Below are 21,342 nucleotides of genomic sequence, written 5' to 3'. Positions count from 1 at the left end.
TTTTACGGGCATATTCAGTAGGCTTCAAGCGCTTAATAGCGCACTCATCGTGGACTAGATACCTTGCATACCCTTGCCCAATTAAAATCTGGCGAATTAGCCGGCATTCAGCGCCTAAGCCTATCGGCTAAGCTTGAATCACTCCCTTTAGAGATTCTCACCTTGGCGGATAGTTTAGAAATACTCGATATTTCCAACAACCAATTGCGCAACTTACCCGTTGAACTTCGTCAGCTTAAAAAACTAAAAATTATTTTTGCTTCAAATAATCAGTTTGAATCCCTGCCCGAGGTGCTTGGTCAGTGTGAAAACTTAGAAATGGTAGGATTTAAATCCAACCAAATCAAACACGTTTCTGGCGACGCGCTACCCCCAAAATTACGGTGGCTGACTTTAACGGGTAATCAAATAGAGACGCTACCCGAGGCATTGGGCCAGCGGCCGCGACTACAGAAACTACTGCTGGCCTGTAATCGCTTACAGCGGCTACCCCAGAGTTTAGCGCTGTGCCAGAACCTGGAGTTAATTCGCATTTCGGCTAATCAGCTAAGCGCCTTCCCCGATCAATTACTAGAGCTGCCCAAATTGGCGTGGCTGGCCTTTGCTGGCAATCCTTTTAGTCAGTCCAACATCGGCGCGGCGGCGGTCATTGAAGTCGCGTCCTCTAGCTATACCCTGCAAAACATACTTGGCGAGGGCGCCTCCGGGCTAATTTCTAAGGCAACGTGGAATACCGCCCAAGATAGCTTTCCCAAAGAGGTCGCGGTAAAGATATTTAAAGGCGTGCTTACGAGCGACGGTTACCCTCAAGACGAGCTACGCGCCTGTTTAAAAGCGGGGAGTCATCCTAATTTAGTGCAGCCACTCGCCCAAGTTAATGAGGCTGACTGCCTAGCATTAATAATGAAGCTGATCCCAGCCAACTATAAAAACCTCGGTCTTCCGCCCAGTTTTACCAGTTGCACCCGCGACACCTTTCCCAAAGAATTTTCTTTGCCAATAGCTACAATCACAAAAATTGTGACACAAATGAGCTCGGTACTCAGCCACCTGCAGTCACAGCAGATTTGCCACGGCGACATATACGCCCATAACACCTTAGTTGATAACAACGGTGATATTTTATTTGGCGACTTTGGCGCGGCGTCGATGTATCACATGTTAACTAGCGAGCAGCAAACAAAAATCCAATATGTAGAGCGCCGTGCATTACACAACTTTATTGACGATCTATTAAGTATTTGTGCTGAAGAAGATCGGCGCACTGAACAGTTCACCAAATTAAAACACGCGCGTTATCAATAGCACAGAAAATTTAGAGCAGGCCACATGACGTGACCTGCCCTAAATTTATTTTAAATATTAAATCTATTTTTTGCCTTTGCCACTATCGCCATCAGCGTCTACTGTTAGCGAGGTATTTTCGCCATCGCTGTCACTCTTAAAACCAAAAGATCCTTCGCCGGTATCGATACTAATTGCAGTGGAGCCTTGTTTCGCAGCGGGAGCGGCAGTCTTGTCATCTGAACAAGCCATTATCAATATCGCGAAAGCGGCTAGTGAAGTTGCTATCAAAATTTGTTTCATAATATCTCGATTGTCTATTAAGGAAACGAACAGGGTATCTGACTGTGCGAGCTAAGCTTAGTTCCCATTCAGGGAATAGCAAATCGCCTGACTAGCGCGCCATTAAGGTGCGCAAACAATATGCGCGGCCGCGCTACAACGCCCTGTATTGGGCATTAAATCTAACGTGGCGGTGATGACATCCTAAAATTTCGCCAAGACTATTGGCCAGCCAAGCGAACTGAAAGCCCCCTACCTTATGAGGCTCCCGCCTTGTTGGGCGAAACGTCTTACAAAATTGAATTGCACATAAATTATGATTGGGCTTGCGCGGCATGATTTGTGCTGACCACCACTATAGGCGCACATAGCTAGACTGCACTGAATTTGCAAACCATCACCGCTGCTCATATTTCATGCCAGCCTGTCGAAAGCGCCGCTATTTTCCTTCATTAGGGCCGAATCATCCATGCACCTTGTATCTCGAAACTTGATTGTACTCGTCGCGGCAATCTGCCTCCCCTTGTCCGCTGCGGGCTATTCCCTTACACACATACACCATAAGGCCAGCATAGCCTTTGGCGCCAGTCTTGAGCAGTGGCACGCCCAGCCCGTATGGCAATCCGTGCTGGCTCAAAAGCCTCAAGTCTTTATGTTCCTTGGCGACAATGTGTACACCGACGCTGAACCCTACTTAAGTACTGAGCTGCCGGAGCGGATTAACAAAGCCTATCGCGACTTAGGAAAAGTGAAAGAATTACAGCGCTTTGGTATGGCAAAAGCTATAGATGTCTTCGCGACGTGGAACGATCACGATTATGGGGAAGACGGCGGCAACGCCAACTTCCCGTATCTAACAGAGTCTCGTCGCTATTTTGCTGAATTCTTTGGTCTTGAGCTCGATAGCATTGGCGATACCGAAGAGCGCGGCATCTTTCACGCTCAGTATCGCGACATCGGCGGGCTCAGAGTGCAGTTCCTTATGTTAGATACCCGCAGCTACCGTAGCTCTTTAGCAAAGCAGCTACAGCCATCTACCTGTGAACCGATAGCCAACACTGCCGCAGGCGCAACTATCTTAGGAGAAGAACAGTGGAAATGGCTGTGGAAAGAGTTCAAGAAGCCCGCAGATTTACGCATTATTGCCAGTAGCATTCAGGTCCTGCCCACCGAGCATTGTGACGACAAATGGGCCAATTTCCCTAATGAGCGTCAGCGTCTATTTGATCTCCTTAAGACCAGTGGTGTCAATGGCGCAATTATTGTTAGCGGTGATCGCCAACTAGCAGAAATTTCTAAATTAGACGGTGTACTCGCCTATCCACTTTACGAAATCACCGCCAGCGGTTTGAACTCGGCACTAGGCGCCAATAGCCCCGCAGCTGTTGAACCTAATGGCCTGCGCACCACGGCCAATAATTTCCCCATCGATAACTTTGGCTCTATTCAAATTGAGCGCCAAGGCGACGACGCGCTACTGCAGTTGCAACTGCACGATGTAAAAGGCGCAGTACTAGAAGAGATTAAGTTAATGGTGAGTGAGCTGAGTGTGCCTAAGCAAGTTCCACTCAATGAGTAATCGGCGCTAATACTCGTCATTACCGAAGCCATTGTCTTTTATGCACTCCGCAGATCTCCTGCTATTCGGGATACTCTGCGGAAAACCCCACCTCGTTTTCCGTAAAACCGCGCCCCACGCTGTATAGGTAAACCTGAGCCAGATAATTCACTCCTTTGCCGACATTCTAGTCAAATACATGACATTGCCAGAAACTCAGCTATACGTAATAGGTCATAGACTAGAAGCTGGCCATACATAAAAACTATCGAAGTACTAAGAATATGCAATTTCCTGTAATAGTCCAATGAGAGTATAAATTAGAGCAAGCTTCGGTTTCCGACAATGCAGGGCCGCGCCACCCTTGATGCGCAAATCTGCCCGATACCAAAGTACTCAGCAGAATCGCCTTTACTAATTTTTACGTACCGATCGATAAGCAGATAACAACGGAGAGAAATATGAGTGCAAATAATGACACTAACAGCAGCGGAAAATGCCCCGTTATGCACGGCTCACGTACCAAAGCAGAGGATCGCGGCACCGCAAACCAAGATTGGTGGCCAGAACAGTTAAACCTAAAAATACTTCACCAAAACTCCCCTACGAGCAACCCCTTAGGCAGTAGTTTTAATTATGCCGACGAGTTCAAGAAGCTCGATTTACAAGCCTTAAAAGACGACCTTGCGACCCTGATGACCGATTCACAAGACTGGTGGCCAGCCGATTACGGCCACTACGGGCCGTTCTTTATTCGCATGGCGTGGCACAGCGCCGGCACCTACCGTATTGGTGATGGCCGCGGCGGCGCTGGCGCCGGTGCCCAGCGTTTTGCCCCGCTCAATAGCTGGCCAGATAACGGCAACCTCGACAAGGCGCGGCGCCTGCTGTGGCCAATTAAACAGAAATACGGCAACAAAATTTCTTGGGCAGACCTGATTGTGCTCACCGGCAATGTTGCGTTAGAGACCATGGGCTTTAAAACCTTTGGCTTTGGCGGCGGCCGCGCCGATATTTGGGAGCCAGAAGAGGATATAAACTGGGGCGCCGAGCGCGACTGGCTGGGCGACGAACGCTACAGCGGCGATCGCGACCTTGAAAACCCCTTGGCAGCCGTGCAAATGGGGCTAATTTACGTCAATCCCGAAGGCCCCAACGGCAAACCCGACCCCCTTGGCTCAGCCCGCGACATTCGGGAAACCTTTGCCCGAATGGCGATGAACGACTACGAAACGGTAGCCTTAACAGCGGGTGGCCACACCTTTGGTAAAACCCACGGCGCTGGCGATCCAGAAAAATACGTTGGCCCCGAGCCCGAAGCAGCGCCTATTGACACCCAAGGCCTAGGCTGGATTAACAGCATGGGCAGCGGCAAGGGTGGCGACACCATTACCAGCGGCCTTGAAGGCGCGTGGACACCAACGCCAACCCAGTGGGACAACAGCTACTTTGATACCCTGTTTGGCTACGAGTGGGAATTAAGCAAGAGTCCCGCCGGTGCCCAGCAGTGGACACCGACCGATGCCGCCGCAAAAACGACCGTGCCCGATGCCCACGACCCCGCAAAGCGTCATGCGCCAATAATGTCGACCGCCGATATGGCGATGCGCGAAGACCCCGCCTACCGGAAAATAGCCCAGCATTTCCACGCAAATCCAGAAGAGTTTGCCGATGCCTTTGCCCGCGCATGGTACAAGCTGACTCACCGCGACATGGGACCTGCGGTTCGCTATCTGGGTAACGAAGTCCCCGCCGAAGAATTAATTTGGCAAGACCCAGTGCCCGCCATCGATCATGAGCTAATTGATAAGCAAGATGTCGCAGCCCTTAAAGCCGACATCCTCGCCACCGGATTGTCGGTTGGCGAATTAGTCAGCGGCGCATGGGCCTCGGCGTCGACGTTCCGAGGCTCCGATATGCGCGGTGGCGCTAACGGCGCCCGTATTAGATTGGCACCGCAAAAAGACTGGGCGGTGAACCAGCCTGCGCAATTGGCAAAATTAATAGGCGCGCTAGAGGGTGTGCAAAGCAAATTTAATAGCAGCCAATCTGGCAATAAGCGGGTGTCTCTTGCCGACCTGATAGTGCTCGGTGGCTGCGCCGCAATTGAGAAGGCCGCCAAAGCCGCGGGACACAGTATTGAAGTGCCGTTTACCCCTGGCCGCAGCGATGCCAGTCAAGAACAGACCGATGTCGAGTCTTTTGCGCCGCTAGAACCCGCCGCCGATGGTTTCCGCAATTACCTCAAGGCCAAGTACAGCGTGACCGCCGAAGAGCTGCTAATCGACAGAGCGCAATTACTAACCTTAAGCGCGCCAGAGATGACGGTGCTAGTTGGTGGTATGCGAGTCTTAAATACCAATGTTGGTCAAAGCCAGCACGGTGTGTTTACCCACAACCCCGAAACGCTGAGTAACGACTTTTTCGTTAACCTACTGGATATTAATACCACGTGGAAGGCGAGCAGCAATGACGACGGCGTATTTGAGGGCCGCGACCGCGCAAGTGGCAAGCTGAAGTGGACCGGCACCCGTGTCGACCTCGTGTTTGGCTCTAACTCTCAGCTCCGCGCAATCGGAGAGGTGTATGGCAGCGCTGACTCGGCGCAACGCTTTGTTCACAACTTTGTGGCAACGTGGACCAAGGTGATGGACGCAGATCGCTTCGATCTAGCCTAGTTGCTAATAAGCCTTGTTCAAGCGCAGCGTTGATACGCTGCGCTTGTATTCCCCCTCGTGGCCCACACGCCTTAAGTCTCCACGTAATAATTTAAAACACCATCCACACTGGGCTGCTCCTGCTCCCCAGCTCGCCTAAATATCGCCGCTCAACAAATTTGCCCTGTTCATCCTTGAGAGGATCAGTTTCGATCTCGGCGTAAAGGGTGAAGGGAACCCCCGCGTGTAAACCCGCTTCACCTAGATGAATAGCGGCTTCATACTGGCGGTGGCCAGATACCATAGAGGAGCTCCCGTACGCGTATTGGTAAACTCCCCAATCGCTAATCGAATACCTTTTCCAACGCTCATCATTTGTTTTCGGGGCTTCGCCCTGCCACTTAAATTGGGTTTGGCGAATACTGGTAAGGCCTGCGCTGCGGCCAATGTGAATACGCTCATTCACTAACTTAGCCAACAAGCCCGCGTGAAAATAGATACGGCACTGATCGTAACCCTTGGCACTGCGCTCCTCCGGTACGTCACAGGCAATAAACAACCACTCGCCATCACTTTGTAAATACAGCCGCGATTGCAGTGCGTCATCAACCACAATTTGGCTGGCCTCAGACCACTCGCCATCACTCATTACACCGTCGAGTTCGGGACGCTTTGCACTGCGAGCAATACTATTGATGGGCTGGCCCGCCGGCGCGCTACGCTGCGCAGCCAGTAAACTGCGCGCCGATTTAATTTTGCGTTCCAGCAGGCTGTCGTCGTAACTGCTGCTAGCAGAGGACGACTTTCTTCTTATATACGCCGCACTATTCATTTTATTTTTATAAAGCGATTTAAAATTTTCATCGGGCGCCAAATTTGCAGAATAACTGCTCGCGTCGACCACGCTCGGCAATTCAATCCGCTTAGCACGTCCCTGGCTTTTAGCTTGCGGCAACAATGCTTGCGCCGAACTACTGCGCGCTGCGTCACTGTCAAATACCTTAAAATACATAAGGCCCGCAAAAATAATAAGGTCGACCACAATAAAAGCAAAAAAAACCGTAGACATACGCAAGGCCTTTTTTGGCGCATGGTCTGCTGACACTGGCTTAGCGTCTAGGTTTTCGTCTTTAAAATACCAGGGCTTTTGGACTTTAAGCACCGCCTTGAGGCGATCAATTTCCGTCTTAGCCTCTACCAAGCTACAGCCTGTTGCTTCACGGTAAATGCGAATCGCCTCTATGGTCTTACCCTTCGTTAAGGCCTTCTCAATATTGTAGGTTTGCAGGGCTGTCAGTTTCATAGGCTGTCGCTCTTACTCGCTTTCCACAGAGACATTACACCCCCATATTAAACCAGTTTTGGCCCTATATTGGTCAAACGGCGTCTAAATATAGCGAAACCGCCACTAAGTATTGATTTCGAGCTAAAGGCATTTCTGCTACAATCTGGCCCGCAAAACCTAAGGGGTGGCTTCGGCCTGAGATGCTATTGGCGACCATATACCAATGCGCAAACCCTTGAACCTGATCCGGTTAATACCGGCGTAGGAATAGGTAATTCAACAATCCTCTTCACGTCGCACACCGGGTCTCTTTCACAGCTGTTCCTTCGAGAGAGAACCATGAAGTATCTACGTAAATTGAACACCCTTGCGCACGCACTGAGTCTTGCCGGCTGCATGACGGCAGGCGCCGCATATGCCGAAAGCCCCGCTAAGCAAAATAGCGTCGAAGAAATAATCGTCACCAGCCAATTTCGCGACACTCGTCTACTCGATCTGTCGAGCAGCGTTAGCGTGTTTGATCAGGCCACTATCGATGCTCGCGGCGCAACTAATCTTGAACAGCTACTCAATCTCGCCCCCAACGTTAATTTCTCGGCGGGCGCCTCGCGGGGCCGTTTCTTCCAAATTCGCGGTATTGGAGAACGCAGCCAGTTTATAGACCCAGTAAACCCCTCGGTTGGCCTTATTATCGACGGCATCGACTTTACCGGCCTAGGCCTAGCGGCCAGCACCTTGGACATCGCTCAAGTTGAAATTTTGCGCGGCCCGCAGGGAACTGTGTACGGCGCCAATGCCCTCGCGGGGCTAATTACCATGCGCAGCCAAGCACCAACAACAGCGCCGATGTTCAAGGTGGCGACTGAAGTGACGCAATACAATGGTCGCACTTTATCACTGGTGGGCAGCGGTCCGATCAGCGACACCGTGAGCTACCGAGTCGCGGCACAAAATCAGCAGTCCGACGGCTATATTAAAAACACTTATTTAGGCCGCGACGACACCAATAATATCGACGAATCGGTGCTGCGCGGCAAATTGCATATTCAGGCCCACGACGATCTGCAGTTGGATTTATCACTACTCTATATTGATGCCGACAATGGCTACGATGTATTCACCTTAGACAATAGCCGCAAGACCCTATCTGACCAGCCCGGCCGCGACAGCCAAGAAACTGTGGCTGCTTCCGTCACCGCGCTGTGGTCTGGCAATGAATTATTTAGCTTGGAATCCGTTTTAAGCATGGCCGCCTCAGAGACTGAATACGGCTATGACGAAGACTGGAGCTATATTGGCTTTCACGCCGATGAATACAGTTCAGCGGACAACTATCAGCGCGACAAAGACAATATCAGCGCCGATTTCCGTTTTATCTCCACGGCAGAATCAGCGCTGTTTGGCGGCAGCACGAGCTGGGTGGTAGGCAGCTATTTCCGCAGTGAAGAAGAAACGCTGCTGCGGATTAAAGACAAAGACTTCATCGCGCAGCCCGCGTTTACCAGCCAATTTGAAACTAACAATATGGCGGTTTACGGCCAATTGCGTAGCGCCCTCAGCGACAAAGTTGATTTAGTCAGTGGTCTGCGCTTAGAAAAACGCGATGCCGATTACCGCGACTCGCTCGCGGTGAACTCTGACAATAACGAAGATTTATGGGGCGGCAACCTCACCTTAGAATACCGCTACACCGACAGCAAGTTGATCTACGGCACGATTTCTCGCGGTTATAAATCTGGCGGTATCAATGGAAAAATCATCTCGGCATCAACCACCAACGCAGACATCAACAGTGATATGTACGAGTTTGATACCGAGCACATGATTAACTACGAGCTCGGTATCAAAGGCACATGGTTTGAGAGCCGCCTGCAGGCGCAAATTGCAGCTTTTTATCAAGATCGCAGCGATGTCCAAGCGAAGCAATCTATTTTCGATCCCAATAATTTTTCCTTCGACGATTACCTAACCAATGCCGCGGGTGGAGCGACACAGGGTCTAGAGCTGGAACTGAATTATTTGGCCAGCGAGCGCGTTAGATTATTTGCCGCCGCGGGTTGGCTTAGCGCCGAGTTTAAGGGCTTTACCAGCTCCTCCCATGTCGATGCCAAAGACGACTGGAACGGTGTGGTGCTTGCGCCGGTAGACCTTGATGGCCGCGAGGTAGCTCACGCACCAGAGTATCAATTTTTTGTCGGCACCGAACTCGCGCTACTGCCAAATCTTATTTTGCGTTTAGAAGTTGAAGGCAAGGACGAGTTTTACTTTTCTAATAGCCACAATGAAAAATCCAGCAGCTACGAATTATTCAATGCGCGCCTAAGCTATATCGCCAGCAATTGGGATGTTGCGTTGTGGGGACGCAATCTTAGCAACGAAGATTACCAAACTCGCGGTTTCTACTTTAGCAATCAATTCGGCAATAACCCAGCCAACGGTTATGCGCCAGAAGCCTACTACCAGTTTGGCGAGCCACGGGTAGCGGGCATCTCGGCCAGCTATACTTTTTAGGCTCACGGGGCGGCTATAACCGCCCTTTTTTTGCATTGAATGTGGAGCAAGCACAATGAAACTCTCTGTTGAAATTAGTATGTATCCGCTCAAAGAGGAATACATACCCAGTATTCAAAATTTTATTGATCGCCTTAACAGCCACGCCGCACTGCAGGTGATCACCAACACCATGAGCACCCAGATTTTTGGCGACTACGATTTGGTGATGGATATTATTAAACAAGAAATGCGGATCTCTTATGAAAAGCACGGTCGCGCTATTTTTGTTTGTAAATTTATCGACGGCGATTTAAGCCCAGTAACTAACAATGCTTAACGAGGAAACGCTCAACGCCATTGGCAATGCGTTTGCCGCTATGTCGCTGTGGGAGCTGCTTGCCGTGGTGCTGGCCTTGGCGTATTTATTACTCGCCATGAAAGAAAAAATAAGCTGTTGGTATGCGGCATTTGTTAGCACTGCTATTTACGTCTTCTTGTTTTGGGATGTCAGCTTATTAATGGAATCTGCCCTGCAGATATTCTATCTGGTCATGGCGGTGTATGGCTGGTGGCAATGGCGGAAACATGGCGATAAGCAGCAGGAATTACAGATTCATTGCTGGTCTTTAAAAACTCACGGCGTAGTAATTTTAGCCGTCTGCGCACTGAGTGTCGGCTTTGGCTATGGCCTGCATCATAATACCAACGCCGCCCTACCCTATCTCGATTCTTTCACCACTTGGGGTGCGGTGATCACCACCTATATGGTGACCAAAAAAGTATTAGAAAACTGGGTATACTGGCTGGTGATCGACGCCGCTTCGGTGTACTTGTATATAGACCGAGAGCTCTACCTCACCGCCTTATTATTTGTGATGTATGTGGTATTAGTCGTGATTGGTTTTTTCCAGTGGTATGCGATTTACCAGCGCCAGCAGCGGCTGAACTAGCCATGGTAGCAGCGCTATGAACAAAATCGTCACTGATATTATTCCCGCCGACTGGCCGCTGTGGAGTGCTACAAAACCCACGCTGCGCTGCGCAATTACCGGCGGTTTAACCAATAAAAGCTTTCTGTTAACTACGGCAGGCGGCGACGTAGTGTTGCGCATCAACTCCGCACACAGCAGCGCGTTAAATTTAAACCGCAACGCAGAGCACCAAGCTTTGCGCCTAGCTGATAAAGCAGGGCTCTGCGCGCCACTCATCCATTACGACCGCCAACATAAATACATGGTCAGCCGCTTTATACGTGGCGAGAGCTGGAATAGCAGCGCAACTAACCTAGCGCAATTAGCGCAGCACTTACAAAAAATACACCGGCTACCATCAATTGATGCGCACTTAATCATTGCCGATAAAATTGCACATTACTGGCGTGGCATAAAGAGCGATAGTAATGCGGGCTTTATCAAACAGCTGCATTCCCTGCACCAAAGGATTCACGTCTCTATAGATAAAGCCAGCGCACTTAGCCAAGGCAACTGCCTCTGCCACAATGATTTACTGGCCGACAATTTAATTACAACTAGCGATGGAAAACTTTATGTCATCGATTGGGAATACGCTGCAATGGGCGACCCATTTTATGATCTCGCCGTTATTACAGAAGGGCACAATCTAAACCAGCAACAACAGCATTTGCTGCTAACGAGCTACCTCAGCAGACCTGCCAATGCACCTGACTGGCAGCGACTTTATCTTTGCCAGCTGGTTTACTGCTATTTAACGGCGCTGTGGTACGCAGTGCAATGGTCCGCTGGGGCAATGGATGAACCCGTGGTGAGCAGCGCTATTACTCAGCAAATTGACCGCATAGCGGCCTTAATGGCAAACATGCCGCGCAGCAGCGCAAACGCAACGCCATTAACAAATCACAAAAAATCTGAACGATCCTAGACTTGTATTAAATAGCCTAACTCTGGCGCGCACAAAAAAAGGCCGGAGCGGGTGGCTCCGGCCTTTTTTACTAGTAGCTAGTCTAAAAATAAGCGATTTTTATTAAATCGGAATTACCGTTAGAAAAGATACTGGTAGCGCGCCAAGATCAGGAAGACCGCTACCAAGAATGGCCGCCAGCGGTGCAACTGGAATTAGCTCAAGACCTGGTAAGCCACCGCCCAAAAGCAATGCTGGAAAAGCTGGCACGCCCGACAGTCCGCCACCGGCTAACAAAGAAAATGGATTAATTGGCAGAGAATTATAATCTGCAAGACCGCCTACGAGCACGACAGTTGAGTCTAGCGGCAAGCCGGAATCTGCAATAGCGTCGGTAACCGTCTGAATGGGAATCAATTTACTTGCGCTGAGCAAGTCAGCGGGGGTCACCGGCAAACTGCCAATCGATACCAAATTGCCACTGCCGCCCAATAGTACCGACAGATCGACGGGCAGCGAGTCTAAACCAACAAGTCCGCCACCGCCCAGCGAGCCAAGTCCACCCAGCGAACCCAAAGAACCCAAAGAACCCAAAGAACCCAAAGAACCACTAAAGATACCAATCACGGGTGCCAGTGGATCGGCGACACTAAACGATGATAATGATGCCAGCATTACGGCTACCGCAAGCTTGCTTGTATTATTCTTTTTCATAATGTACTCCACGTAATTAGTGCGTGTATAAATTTAATTGTCATATGGACTACCCAAGCCGTTACTGCCAAAGCGTGAGCTGACACGATAAGGTTGAATAGAACGGAAGAATACATCATAAAGCTAACCGTAAGTGTGCGAAGCATCTCAAAAATCGCCAGCAAAAGCACTGCTATGGCACGAGATAGACTATGTGAGACTTAATGCTGGAAGGATTCAGCTTCAATGGCGGGCGATAGGCGTAAATCTAGCCAGAACTAGCAGTGGTCTATGGCAAAGGTAAGCACTGACTTACATATAAAAACCGTCGCGGTTCAATTAAGTTACACAATATCATTGAAATAACATTCCGTGATAACGCAGCCAACCACTTTCATTCTCGTTGCTATTTAAATAGGTATGCGTCAACTGCCCGCCCTCGGGTGTCCACTCATATTTGCCGCGAAATTCAATAATATCACCCTCTTTTAGCTCCGGAATTGGAGCCGCCAATTCTGTATTGTGAACAACATGTAAAATACGGCTATTCGCCAAGCGCACAATAAACTTTTGCAGCGGCGGCTCAGTCAAGATCTCAATAATGGTACCCGAGCCCACCACCATTACATGCTCTTGCTCGGGCTTAAATGTCTCCGCTAACAGACTACCATCATGGCTAGCGCCAAACTCGCTCTGCGCCTAAACCGGCCTCAAGATCAGGGCCTAGTTGTACGCACACTAGGCTCACTGGACTTTGGCTTATACGCCCACAAAAATCACCTACAGCGTGACGAGCGCAGCTGGGCGTTTATTGGTTACGACGACAGTCTGCGCCATCTTCCCCAACAAAAATACCTAGAAAGCTACGCTGCAGATAGACCCTTTAAGCTGCGCAGCAATGACCAAGGAATTATCATTAGCGCAGTACAAGCCGGCCTTGGTATTGCATGCTTGGCCCACTATCAAGTTCGCCAGCTGAGTAGTGTCATCGCTATTCCGTGTACAGCACCACCACGCAGGGAGTTGTGGCTAGTTATGCACCCCGACGTAAGACGCTCACCCAGAGTGCGTGCGATTGCTGATTTGATTAGCGATATTTTTTTGCAGGAAGCCGCAGAACTGGGCCCTTAAACTTTTTTACTATTACAGATTAGCTGTATTTTGAGCGAAGAAGTAGCTTAACAAGAATCCCGCGAGCACCGCGCTACCACCGTTAGTTATTATCGTCCGCTGACAATAGCAATGGGCAAATTATGACGCGCTGACCTGAGATTTCCGCTTCCGCGGGAATGACTAAAGGTGTCACTTGGGCAAGAGCACAAAAAGCGCGAATAGCTAGCGCGCCACTCGGATCTAATTGGTAAGTTTATCGCCCGTCTTCTTACCAGCACTCAGCCACTGGGCAATAGGGTAGGTAGCAATACCCGCAACAATACCAGGGAAGCCTTCGTACACCATATTGTGTAAATCAAAATAGCGCCAGAGCAGGGCAGTTAGAACGCCAACGGCACTCACCGCAATCAGCGTGCTCTCGTTCGGACGACGGCCACTAATGAGTATTGCTAACACCGGAACAAATGCGCTCGCTAAGCCAGACCACGCCATAACCACCATGCCAAACACGGTTTGCGCACTAATTAACGCCCAGCCCAGCGCAAACAAGGTAACGCCAAATGTAGCTAATTTAATGAGTGCGGGGCGCTCGATATTTTTAGGGGCAAGGTCGTGGGTCAGCGCCGCTGAGGCGCTAAGTATTAGCGAGTCTGCGGTAGATAACGTCGCCGCGAATATCCCCGCTAAAATAAGACCGACCATAACTGGCGACAGTAATTGCTGAGCCATAGTTGGCAGGGCCAATTCTGCGTCAAAGCTGCCAATTTCTGGCAGGTAAATTCGCGACAATAGACCAACCGCTGTCGCCATCAGATAGAAGGCAACGAACCACAGATAATACCAAACCCGTGCGCGATTCATGTCGCCCGTATTAGCCAAGGTCATAAAGCGCACCATCACATGGGGCTGCCCCGCCACCGAAAAGCCTGCAAACAGCCAGCCCAGCGCAAACAGTATCGCCCCAGCCGCACCTGGAAAGGCGAGGTCTTCGGGAAACCAGTTCATGTAATTCGGGATTTGGTATAGCGCGTCAACGGTGGCAACCGGACCACCCAGTGCGGCTATGGCCACCCAAAGTAAAACACCCATTGCGCTTATCATAACCACTGACTGTGCCGCATCCGTCCAGATGGAGGCGCGAATACCCCCCGCTAAACAGTAGGCTGCGACTAATACCGAACCGGCAACAGCGCCTGCCCAGCGTGGCCAGTCAAACAAGGCCTGAAGGGCCTTGCCCCCCGCCAGTAATTGCGCGGCGGCGTAGGCAAGCAGCAAAACCAGAGACAGAAGGGCGGCGAGTTTTTGGTAGCGCCCCATACTTGTGCCAGTCCAATTACTGAGCACCCCAATATAACTGAGTTCGCCACTGCTCTCGGTCATGGCGCGCAGCCGTTTGTGCACTAATTGCGAGGCGATGAAGTCACCGGCGATCCAACCCGCCATCACCCAAAATGCCGACAAACCCACGGTATAGGTGTAGCCAATAACGCCGATAAACATATAGCCGCTGTTATTGGTCGCCACCGCCGATAAGCCAACCAACCACGGCTGAACCGAATTGCTAGCCAGATAATAGTCGCTACTGTGATGCCTGCTTAAAAAGACTGACGACAGCCCAATTAATACAAAAAACGTTAAAAACGCCGCGAAACTCCAAGCAGTTACCATATTCAGATCCAAACTATTTTGGTTTTGAGTGGGCGAAAAAAGTTAAGCCTATGAAGGGTGCTCAACCGTTGGGGCCAGCAACTCAATCAGCAGCGGATGCTCTCGCAATTCGGACAGCGCCGGATCGCGATACAGCTCTTCTCGATATGATTCGGACTGCGCCACGGCGTGCGTAAAGTAGCGCGCCGCGTCGTCGAGATTTCCTTGGCAAGTATGAGCGCAGGCCAACTGATAAAACGCGTGGGCATTGGTTTCGTCTAGCAGCAACGCTTGCTGACAGAGATTGATTGCCCACTGGGGCTCGTTTTGATCGAGTGCCGCATCAGCCTTATAAGTGATGGCCTCAATATCGTCGCCTCGCGCCGCCAGAATTTGGTCGTATATTGCGATTTTGCCCGCCGGACTCGATTCCTGACTGGCTCGCAGCCACAGCGAATGAATCTCTTGAGTAAGGGTAATTTCTTCGCGGTTAGACTCGATATGTGCAGTTTCTTGCTTTAACTGCTTTTCAATCGCGCGCAGACGTTTCTCGTACTCTTCAACCAATTCGGCAACTTGTTCGTTAGCAACACTGTGCACTTTTTCTTTTATATCGCGCACCGAATTCCAACCCATTAATACAAGAGCCGAACTCACCCCCGCGATAAGGTAGAAAAAATAGGTAACCGTGTTGGTTGCGTAAGACACCGCCTTATCGGCGGCGCCTAATTCGCGGTCGACTACTTCGGCGGCTAATTCGCGATGGGCACGCTCCATGTCGATACGCAGGTTGCGCACTTCATCGAGCATATAGCGCTCAATAAAAGGCGAGTAGAGCGGTTTATCTAAATTATCAATACTGGCATCGACTTGCGCCGCACTAGGTTTTGACTCAGTGCTTTCCGCCGCAACCGCGAACAGGGGCAACAGCCCCCAACAGAGGATAAACCCCTGTATTACGCTGCGCATATAGCATCACCGTGGTCGTACACCTCGACTAAGCAACGATGCAGACTTGCGACGCCTTTTTCGTAGTCGTCTTCGTTCACCACAAACTGCATGTCGACCTGACGCATAGACTGGTGCATGGCCAACACGCTAATGTTTGCCGACGCCAAGGCCACCACGGTTTTAGCCAACATACCTGGCACCTGCATATCGCTGCCAATCGCCGAAATAATGGCTACTTTGCGGGTGCTGACTTCGGCATCGGGGAACAATTCTTTAACCGCGCTCACAATGCGTTTCACGGTTTTTAAATTAACACCCAGATAATTAGTAATGGTATTGGCGTTGATGTCTTTAGTGATCACCGTGCCTTTATAGCGCTCAATCGCGCCCAGTATTTTTTGCTCATACTGCCACAGCGCACCCACCATATCTTGGTCGAAAACTTCCAGTGCATAGACTTGCTTGCGACCGGCAATAATTTCAACACAGGGCTTTTCACTGCGGTAATCGCAATCAATAAGCGTACCCGAGTGATGAGGCTCAAAGGTGTTTTTTACCCGCAAAGCAATTTTTTGCTGGCGCAAACCTTTGGCAGCGCGAGGGTGAATTGCCTCCATGCCCAAGTTGGCAAGCTGGTCGGCAACATCGTAATTGGTGCGGCCTATCGGCACCACTTTATCGGCGCCCACCAAACGCGGGTCGGCGCTACTAAGGTGATACTCTTTGTGAATAACCGCTTCGCGAGCACCACTAATAACCGCCATACGACTGAAGGTCATTTCGCTATAGCCGCGATCAAAGCTCGCCATTAGGCCTTCTTTACAGTGGGCATAGCCCGTAACAATCGGCATAGTGGTATTTAAATCGATACCGGACAAAGCCTCACTTATATGCTGATCTAGGGGCAAAGCTTCCTCTGCGCGCCAGCCAGAAAGATCAATATAACGAGTATTAATGCCATCGCGCTTAAGCAAGGTGGCGGTATTCCACGCGCTGTGCGCCTCGCCAATACTGGCCAGCATTTCGCGCACGGTAAGCAGATGGTCTTCTAAACCAAAATGACCATGCTGGCAAAGCCTATGTAAATTATCCATGCAGCGCTCGGCTTCAAACAGCCGGCCTTCAATATAGGTATTGGCGGCCTCAAGCTGCTCGGCATCGGGAAACAAACCAGCATTGATTTCTTTTAAAGCATTACCGACATTACTTAGCGCATCGCGCCACAAAGTTTCGGCGCCGTCATCGGCAAACAGAGCGTAAACCCCAGGATGACTAGTACGCTTATTTTCTAATAATAAATCGGTTACGCCGCCGTAAGCTGAAACCACGAAGATACGCTGATAAATATTGCCATTCTCACCGCCAGCTAAAATAACATTGTCGCGCACCGCCTCGTAGTTGGTCATTGAGGTGCCGCCAATTTTCTCTACACTGTGTCCCACTGCTACTCTCCCTTGAATTTAAAAAATATTTTTTTAAAATTCAATAGCTCAGGTCACTGCCTCAGCCGCCAATGGGTAGACTCCATTTTCGTCATGCACTTCTTTGCCGTTCAGCGGTGGATTAAATACACAGGCCATTTTCATGTCTTCGCTGCCGCCGCGCAGTAAATGATTGTCGTGCTTATCGAGAATGTACAAGGTGCCTGCTTCAATTTTATAAACTTTGCCGTCACTTAAAGTTTCAACTTCACCATTGCCCGACATGCAGTACACCGACTCCAGATGGTTCTGGTAGTGAATTGGGGTCTCAGTATTGGCGTAAATAGTGGTGATATGGAATGAAAAACCCATTTTGTCGTCTTTCAGTAACATTCGCACGCTGTTCCAGTTGTCACTATCAACGCGGCGCTCAGAGTTTTGACATTCTTCCAGTGTTCTTACAATCATCTTGTGTTCCTTTTCCTAATACTAAAATTCGTTAGCTCAGTTGCTGAATAAAGCACGCCACTTCCGCAAATGTTTATCTGCAGAAGAGGCGTATGCTCAGCCGCTTACGAGGCTTTTTTAGCTACTGACTCACCCAATACTTCGGCGATACTGTCAGACAAAATATCCAGCCCGCGCATTAACTCGGCTTTATCAATGGTTAATGGGCAAAACACTTTAACTACGTGACCACGGTTACCACAGGTTTCAATGACCAAGCCCCGCTCAAAGCAAGCGCGACCAATTTCGTCGGCAATATCACCGTCGCGACAAGCCAGACCCTGCATCATACCGCGGCCCTTGGGCTGCAATTTGGTAACGCCATAAAGATCAGAAAGCTTCTTAAAGCGGTGGCTGACGATGGCTGATTTCTCTACGATCTCAGCGGCAAACTTATCGTCTTTCCAGTAGTGGCGAATAGCCGCCGCTGCGGTGATAAAGGCGTGGTTATTACCGCGGAAGGTACCGTTGTGCTCACCCGGTTCCCAAATATCTAAATCGGGGCGAATCAGTACAATCGCGAAGGGCAGGCCGTAGCCGCTCAATGATTTAGACATGGTGATAATGTCGGGCTTGATACCGCTACCTTCAAAACTAAAGAAAGTACCGGTGCGACCGCAGCCCGCTTGAATGTCGTCAACAATCAACAAAATATCGTGTTTGCGACACAGTTTTTCCAAGCCGCGCAGCCAATCATTATTGGCGACATTTAAGCCACCCTCGCCCTGCACTGGCTCAACAATCATTGCCGCAGGCAGATCGACACCCGAAGACGGATCTGAGAGCAGCTTGTCCATCATTTTCAGGCTGTCGGCATCGCGACCGTAGTAGCCACAAAACGGCATACGGGTAACATCGCCCAGCGCCACGCCAGCGCCACCACGGTGATGGCTATTACCGGTGGCCGCAACTGCGCCCAGGGTTACGCCGTGAAAGCCGTTGGTGAACGAAACAATACTGGTACGACCGGTTACTTTGCGTGCCAATTTCAGCGCCGCTTCCACCGCGTTAGTACCAGTGGGGCCAGTAAACTGAAAAGTGTAGGTCATGTCTCGCGGCGCAAGAATATGCTCGTTAAAAGCCTGTAAAAAATCGCCTTTGGCCTCGGTGTGCATATCTAGGCCATGGGTGATGCCGTCACGCATGATGTAATCAACCAACGCCTTTTTAAGTACGGGGTTATTGTGGCCGTAGTTTAAGGTGCCTGCGCCAGCCAAAAAGTCGATGTATTGCTTGCCGTCGGTAGAGTACAAGTGCTCGCCTTGGGCCTTATCAAAGGTCACCGGAAATGAGCGGGCGTAGGATTGTACTTCGGATTCAAGTCTGTCAAAAATAGTCATGTTTAGTCCTCTTAGTGTCCTTTACTGAGCGGATGAATACTGAGTAAAAAGATATTGGCTCAAGCCTACTGAGCGAAGGGGCCGATACACAGCAGCGCTTCGCTGTCGTGCTGGCCGCCAAAATGCGCCTCTTTTTCAAACCAGAGGCTATGATTTAATTCGGTGTCTAGGTCCCGAGCAAAACTGCGGAACAAAGCCCAAGATGCTTCGTTATCTGGTGTAATAGTAGTTTCCATATATTTCACTTCGGCGCAGGCCGGACGCTTTATCACTTCTTTGAGCATCTTCTTGGCCAATCCCCGCCCGCGCTGACTCTTATCCACCACCACCTGCCACACAAAAACGGTGTTCGGCTTAGCGGGAATAATGTGCGCAGAAATAAAGCCCACTAACTTGCCGTCTTCTTCAGCGGCAACCGCGGTTTCGGCAAAGTGAGTGCAATGCAGCAGATTGCAGTAAACAGAATTGGTGTCTAGTGGTGGGCTGGCCGCCACTAATTGGTTTAGGGCGTAACCATCTTCCGCCGTTGGCTGGCGAAAACGAAGCGTGGCAGCCGTGGCTTGCGTCGCGCTATTTGATTTCAACACAATCTATTAGTGTTCATACTAATTTAGCGAGTAAATTACGTGATATTCAAGTGATAATCCCTTAAATATCGCCAATTTCCCGTAAATCGATGAACCCAACCTCCTGATTAATTACTTAGAACACGAAGCATTATACGCGCTTTTATTGCATTATCTCAAGGCCAGCTATTGACAAACGCAGGGGATAACTGATGCAAAAACCGCCACAAGCCGCTACCATTGGGCCGCTAAGCCAATCGACAGACGGTGAAAATGAATCATATAAACGAAGTATTAGTCTCGCTGCGCCGAGTAACTCGGGCAATTGATTTGCATTCAAAGCATTTAATGAAGACCGCCGGACTCACCGCGCCGCAAATGTTAATACTGCAAACCCTGCGCGATAAGGGCGACGCCATTATCAGTGACGTCGCCAATCAGGTCAGCCTCAGCCAAGCCACCGTAACCAGCATACTCGACCGCCTCGAAAAGCGCGGCCTCGTCGCCAGAGAGCGCTCTAGCCAAGACAAACGCAAAGTATTTGCCTGCCTAACGGACGCTGGCAATGACCTCATTCGCAACGCGCCCATGCCCCTGCACGACTATTTTACTCGCCAGTTCAGCGATCTCCAGGACTGGGAACAAACCCAAATTATCAGCGCCCTGCAACGCGTAGCGCATATGATGGACGCCCAGCACATCGACGCCGCACCCGTGCTTGATGTTGGCGCTATCGACCGCCAGAGCGAGGACGAAACCCACTCATTCGGATTTTCTAGCGACTAAGCGAGCAATCGCTAATAGCGCACTCATTTCACAAAACTGCCACACTAGGTCATTACATTGATGAGTACTTATATCTGCATCAATGCAAAGGATCGCCTCCATGGAGTGCCCAAGTTGCTTCCAAACGGAAACCACTTTTTACGGCAGTAAAAATGCCCACGATTTATACGAGTGCCAACACTGCACCTTAATTTATGTGCACCCCATGCCCGCCCCCGACGCACTCGCGGCCTTTTACCACGACTACCACAAAACCCCCCAATACACTCGCAAACTTAAATCCAAGCAGCGCCGAGCGACCAAGCGCATCTGGTCCTTAAAACGGCTGAGCAAGGGCAAGCGCTTTATTGATATTGGCTGCAATGCCGGCTTTGCCGTAGAGGCGGCGCGCAGCTTAGGCCTTGATGCACTAGGTATCGACCTAGACAGCAGCAGCATTGAGTTTGCCCAGCGCCAATACCCACTTGCCCAATTTCAAACGATTTCTGCAGAAGCCCTCGCCGCCCAAGGTGAAGGCTTTGACATTATTTACTGTTGCGAAGTCATTGAGCACCTTGCCAATCCTCAAACCTTTCTCGACGCCCTTTACACCTTGCTAAATGATGGCGGCGTTTTATTTTTAACCACCCCCGACATTGGCCACTTCTCCGTAAAGCAGAACCTGCTCGATTGGACCGCAATTCGACCGCCAGAACATTTGCTGTATTTCGCCAAGCCTTCACTCAAGCAGCTGCTAGAAACACATCAGTTTAGCAAAGTGAATTTTCGACCCAATTTTAAACCCACCTTAAAAGTATTGGCGCAAAAGCGAGCAGCTAACGCAACTCGCCCTCAGCAAGGCCAAGGCTCTGACAAAGCGGCGATTTAAACGGTAAACTGCG

Annotated in this window: 20 protein-coding genes and 1 riboswitch; of the genes, 10 read left to right on the top strand and 10 right to left on the bottom strand. The window is 50.2% G+C overall.

Annotated features, from left to right (window positions below):
* The first annotated feature begins 63 nt into the window (after positions 1-63).
* Complete coding sequence (locus tag P1U47_RS09280) at positions 64-1,305, top strand: leucine-rich repeat-containing protein kinase family protein (RefSeq protein ID WP_301028510.1); 1,242 nt, start codon at positions 64-66, stop codon at positions 1,303-1,305.
* A gap of 63 nt (positions 1,306-1,368) precedes the next feature.
* Here P1U47_RS09280 and P1U47_RS09275 read toward each other — a convergent pair whose 3' ends face one another.
* Positions 1,369-1,587: a hypothetical protein gene (locus tag P1U47_RS09275; protein ID WP_301028509.1), complete on the bottom strand. Its 219-nt coding sequence runs from the start codon at positions 1,585-1,587 to the stop codon at positions 1,369-1,371.
* Positions 1,588-2,035: 448 nt separating this feature from the next.
* Here P1U47_RS09275 and P1U47_RS09270 point away from each other — a divergent pair, with 448 nt between their 5' ends.
* Together P1U47_RS09270 and katG are read left to right on the top strand one after the other, a co-directional pair.
* A complete protein-coding gene (locus tag P1U47_RS09270) occupies positions 2,036-3,145 on the top strand; it encodes an alkaline phosphatase D family protein (RefSeq protein ID WP_301028508.1) in 1,110 nt (369 codons plus the stop codon).
* Between the two features lie 440 nt (positions 3,146-3,585).
* Positions 3,586-5,802 (top strand): catalase/peroxidase HPI, encoded by a 2,217-nt coding sequence (katG, locus tag P1U47_RS09265; protein ID WP_301028506.1) that lies wholly within the window; start codon positions 3,586-3,588, stop codon positions 5,800-5,802.
* A 91-nt stretch (positions 5,803-5,893) separates the two neighbouring features.
* On the opposite strand, the gene P1U47_RS09260 is transcribed toward katG, so the two are convergent.
* Positions 5,894-7,084, bottom strand: a complete 1,191-nt coding sequence (locus tag P1U47_RS09260) for a hypothetical protein (RefSeq protein WP_301028504.1) — start codon at positions 7,082-7,084, stop codon at positions 5,894-5,896.
* A gap of 152 nt (positions 7,085-7,236) precedes the next feature.
* A riboswitch (TPP riboswitch) is annotated at positions 7,237-7,351 on the top strand.
* A gap of 54 nt (positions 7,352-7,405) precedes the next feature.
* On the opposite strand from P1U47_RS09260, the gene P1U47_RS09255 reads away from it, so the two are divergent.
* Genes P1U47_RS09255 through P1U47_RS09240 form a run of 4 tightly spaced genes read left to right on the top strand, consistent with a single transcriptional unit; the run spans position 7,406 to position 11,458 of the window.
* Entirely contained in the window at positions 7,406-9,577 is a 2,172-nt protein-coding gene (locus tag P1U47_RS09255) for a TonB-dependent receptor (RefSeq protein WP_301028503.1), read from the top strand.
* Positions 9,578-9,632: 55 nt separating this feature from the next.
* On the top strand, positions 9,633-9,896 hold the full coding sequence (locus tag P1U47_RS09250; protein WP_301028502.1) for a YkoF family thiamine/hydroxymethylpyrimidine-binding protein: 264 nt from the start codon (positions 9,633-9,635) through the stop codon (positions 9,894-9,896).
* Entirely contained in the window at positions 9,889-10,509 is a 621-nt protein-coding gene (pnuC, locus tag P1U47_RS09245; RefSeq protein ID WP_301028501.1) for a nicotinamide riboside transporter PnuC, read from the top strand. The genes P1U47_RS09250 and pnuC overlap by 8 nt, the downstream gene beginning before the upstream one ends.
* Before the next feature lie 16 nt (positions 10,510-10,525).
* Positions 10,526-11,458, top strand: coding sequence for a choline/ethanolamine kinase family protein (locus tag P1U47_RS09240; RefSeq protein ID WP_301028500.1), 933 nt, complete (start codon positions 10,526-10,528; stop codon positions 11,456-11,458).
* Positions 11,459-11,560: 102 nt separating this feature from the next.
* Here P1U47_RS09240 and P1U47_RS09235 read toward each other — a convergent pair whose 3' ends face one another.
* A complete protein-coding gene (locus P1U47_RS09235; protein ID WP_301028499.1) occupies positions 11,561-12,151 on the bottom strand; it encodes a hypothetical protein in 591 nt (196 codons plus the stop codon).
* A 333-nt stretch (positions 12,152-12,484) separates the two neighbouring features.
* A complete protein-coding gene (locus tag P1U47_RS09230) occupies positions 12,485-12,754 on the bottom strand; it encodes a DUF3465 domain-containing protein (protein ID WP_301028498.1) in 270 nt (89 codons plus the stop codon).
* Positions 12,755-12,802: 48 nt separating this feature from the next.
* Between P1U47_RS09230 and P1U47_RS09225 the strand changes: the two genes are divergently transcribed.
* The gene (locus P1U47_RS09225; protein ID WP_301028497.1) at positions 12,803-13,261 is read left to right on the top strand and encodes a LysR family transcriptional regulator substrate-binding protein; all 459 of its coding nucleotides are present in this window, start codon (positions 12,803-12,805) and stop codon (positions 13,259-13,261) included.
* A gap of 222 nt (positions 13,262-13,483) precedes the next feature.
* Here P1U47_RS09225 and P1U47_RS09220 read toward each other — a convergent pair whose 3' ends face one another.
* The 6 genes from P1U47_RS09220 to ectA form a co-directional block, all read right to left on the bottom strand.
* Positions 13,484-14,911, bottom strand: a complete 1,428-nt coding sequence (locus tag P1U47_RS09220; RefSeq protein ID WP_301028495.1) for a sodium/proline symporter — start codon at positions 14,909-14,911, stop codon at positions 13,484-13,486.
* 48 nt (positions 14,912-14,959) lie between these two features.
* On the bottom strand, positions 14,960-15,859 hold the full coding sequence (locus P1U47_RS09215; protein WP_301028494.1) for a hypothetical protein: 900 nt from the start codon (positions 15,857-15,859) through the stop codon (positions 14,960-14,962).
* Positions 15,847-17,283, bottom strand: coding sequence for an aspartate kinase (locus P1U47_RS09210; RefSeq protein ID WP_301028493.1), 1,437 nt, complete (start codon positions 17,281-17,283; stop codon positions 15,847-15,849). The genes P1U47_RS09215 and P1U47_RS09210 overlap by 13 nt, the downstream gene beginning before the upstream one ends.
* Before the next feature lie 48 nt (positions 17,284-17,331).
* The gene (locus tag P1U47_RS09205) at positions 17,332-17,730 is read right to left on the bottom strand and encodes an ectoine synthase (protein WP_301028492.1); all 399 of its coding nucleotides are present in this window, start codon (positions 17,728-17,730) and stop codon (positions 17,332-17,334) included.
* 104 nt (positions 17,731-17,834) lie between these two features.
* Complete coding sequence (gene ectB, locus P1U47_RS09200; protein WP_301028491.1) at positions 17,835-19,109, bottom strand: diaminobutyrate--2-oxoglutarate transaminase; 1,275 nt, start codon at positions 19,107-19,109, stop codon at positions 17,835-17,837.
* A 65-nt stretch (positions 19,110-19,174) separates the two neighbouring features.
* The gene (gene ectA, locus P1U47_RS09195) at positions 19,175-19,696 is read right to left on the bottom strand and encodes a diaminobutyrate acetyltransferase (protein ID WP_301028490.1); all 522 of its coding nucleotides are present in this window, start codon (positions 19,694-19,696) and stop codon (positions 19,175-19,177) included.
* A gap of 252 nt (positions 19,697-19,948) precedes the next feature.
* On the opposite strand from ectA, the gene P1U47_RS09190 reads away from it, so the two are divergent.
* Positions 19,949-20,461, top strand: a complete 513-nt coding sequence (locus P1U47_RS09190; protein ID WP_301028489.1) for a MarR family transcriptional regulator — start codon at positions 19,949-19,951, stop codon at positions 20,459-20,461.
* Between the two features lie 100 nt (positions 20,462-20,561).
* Positions 20,562-21,329 (top strand): methyltransferase domain-containing protein, encoded by a 768-nt coding sequence (locus P1U47_RS09185; protein WP_301028488.1) that lies wholly within the window; start codon positions 20,562-20,564, stop codon positions 21,327-21,329.
* Positions 21,330-21,342: the final 13 nt, after the last annotated feature.

The organism is Zhongshania sp. (assembly GCF_029212375.1).
GTDB lineage: Bacteria > Pseudomonadota > Gammaproteobacteria > Pseudomonadales > Spongiibacteraceae > Spongiibacter.
Note: the sequence above shows the minus strand (reverse complement) of the source record. Positions and strands in the feature narration are given on the sequence as shown.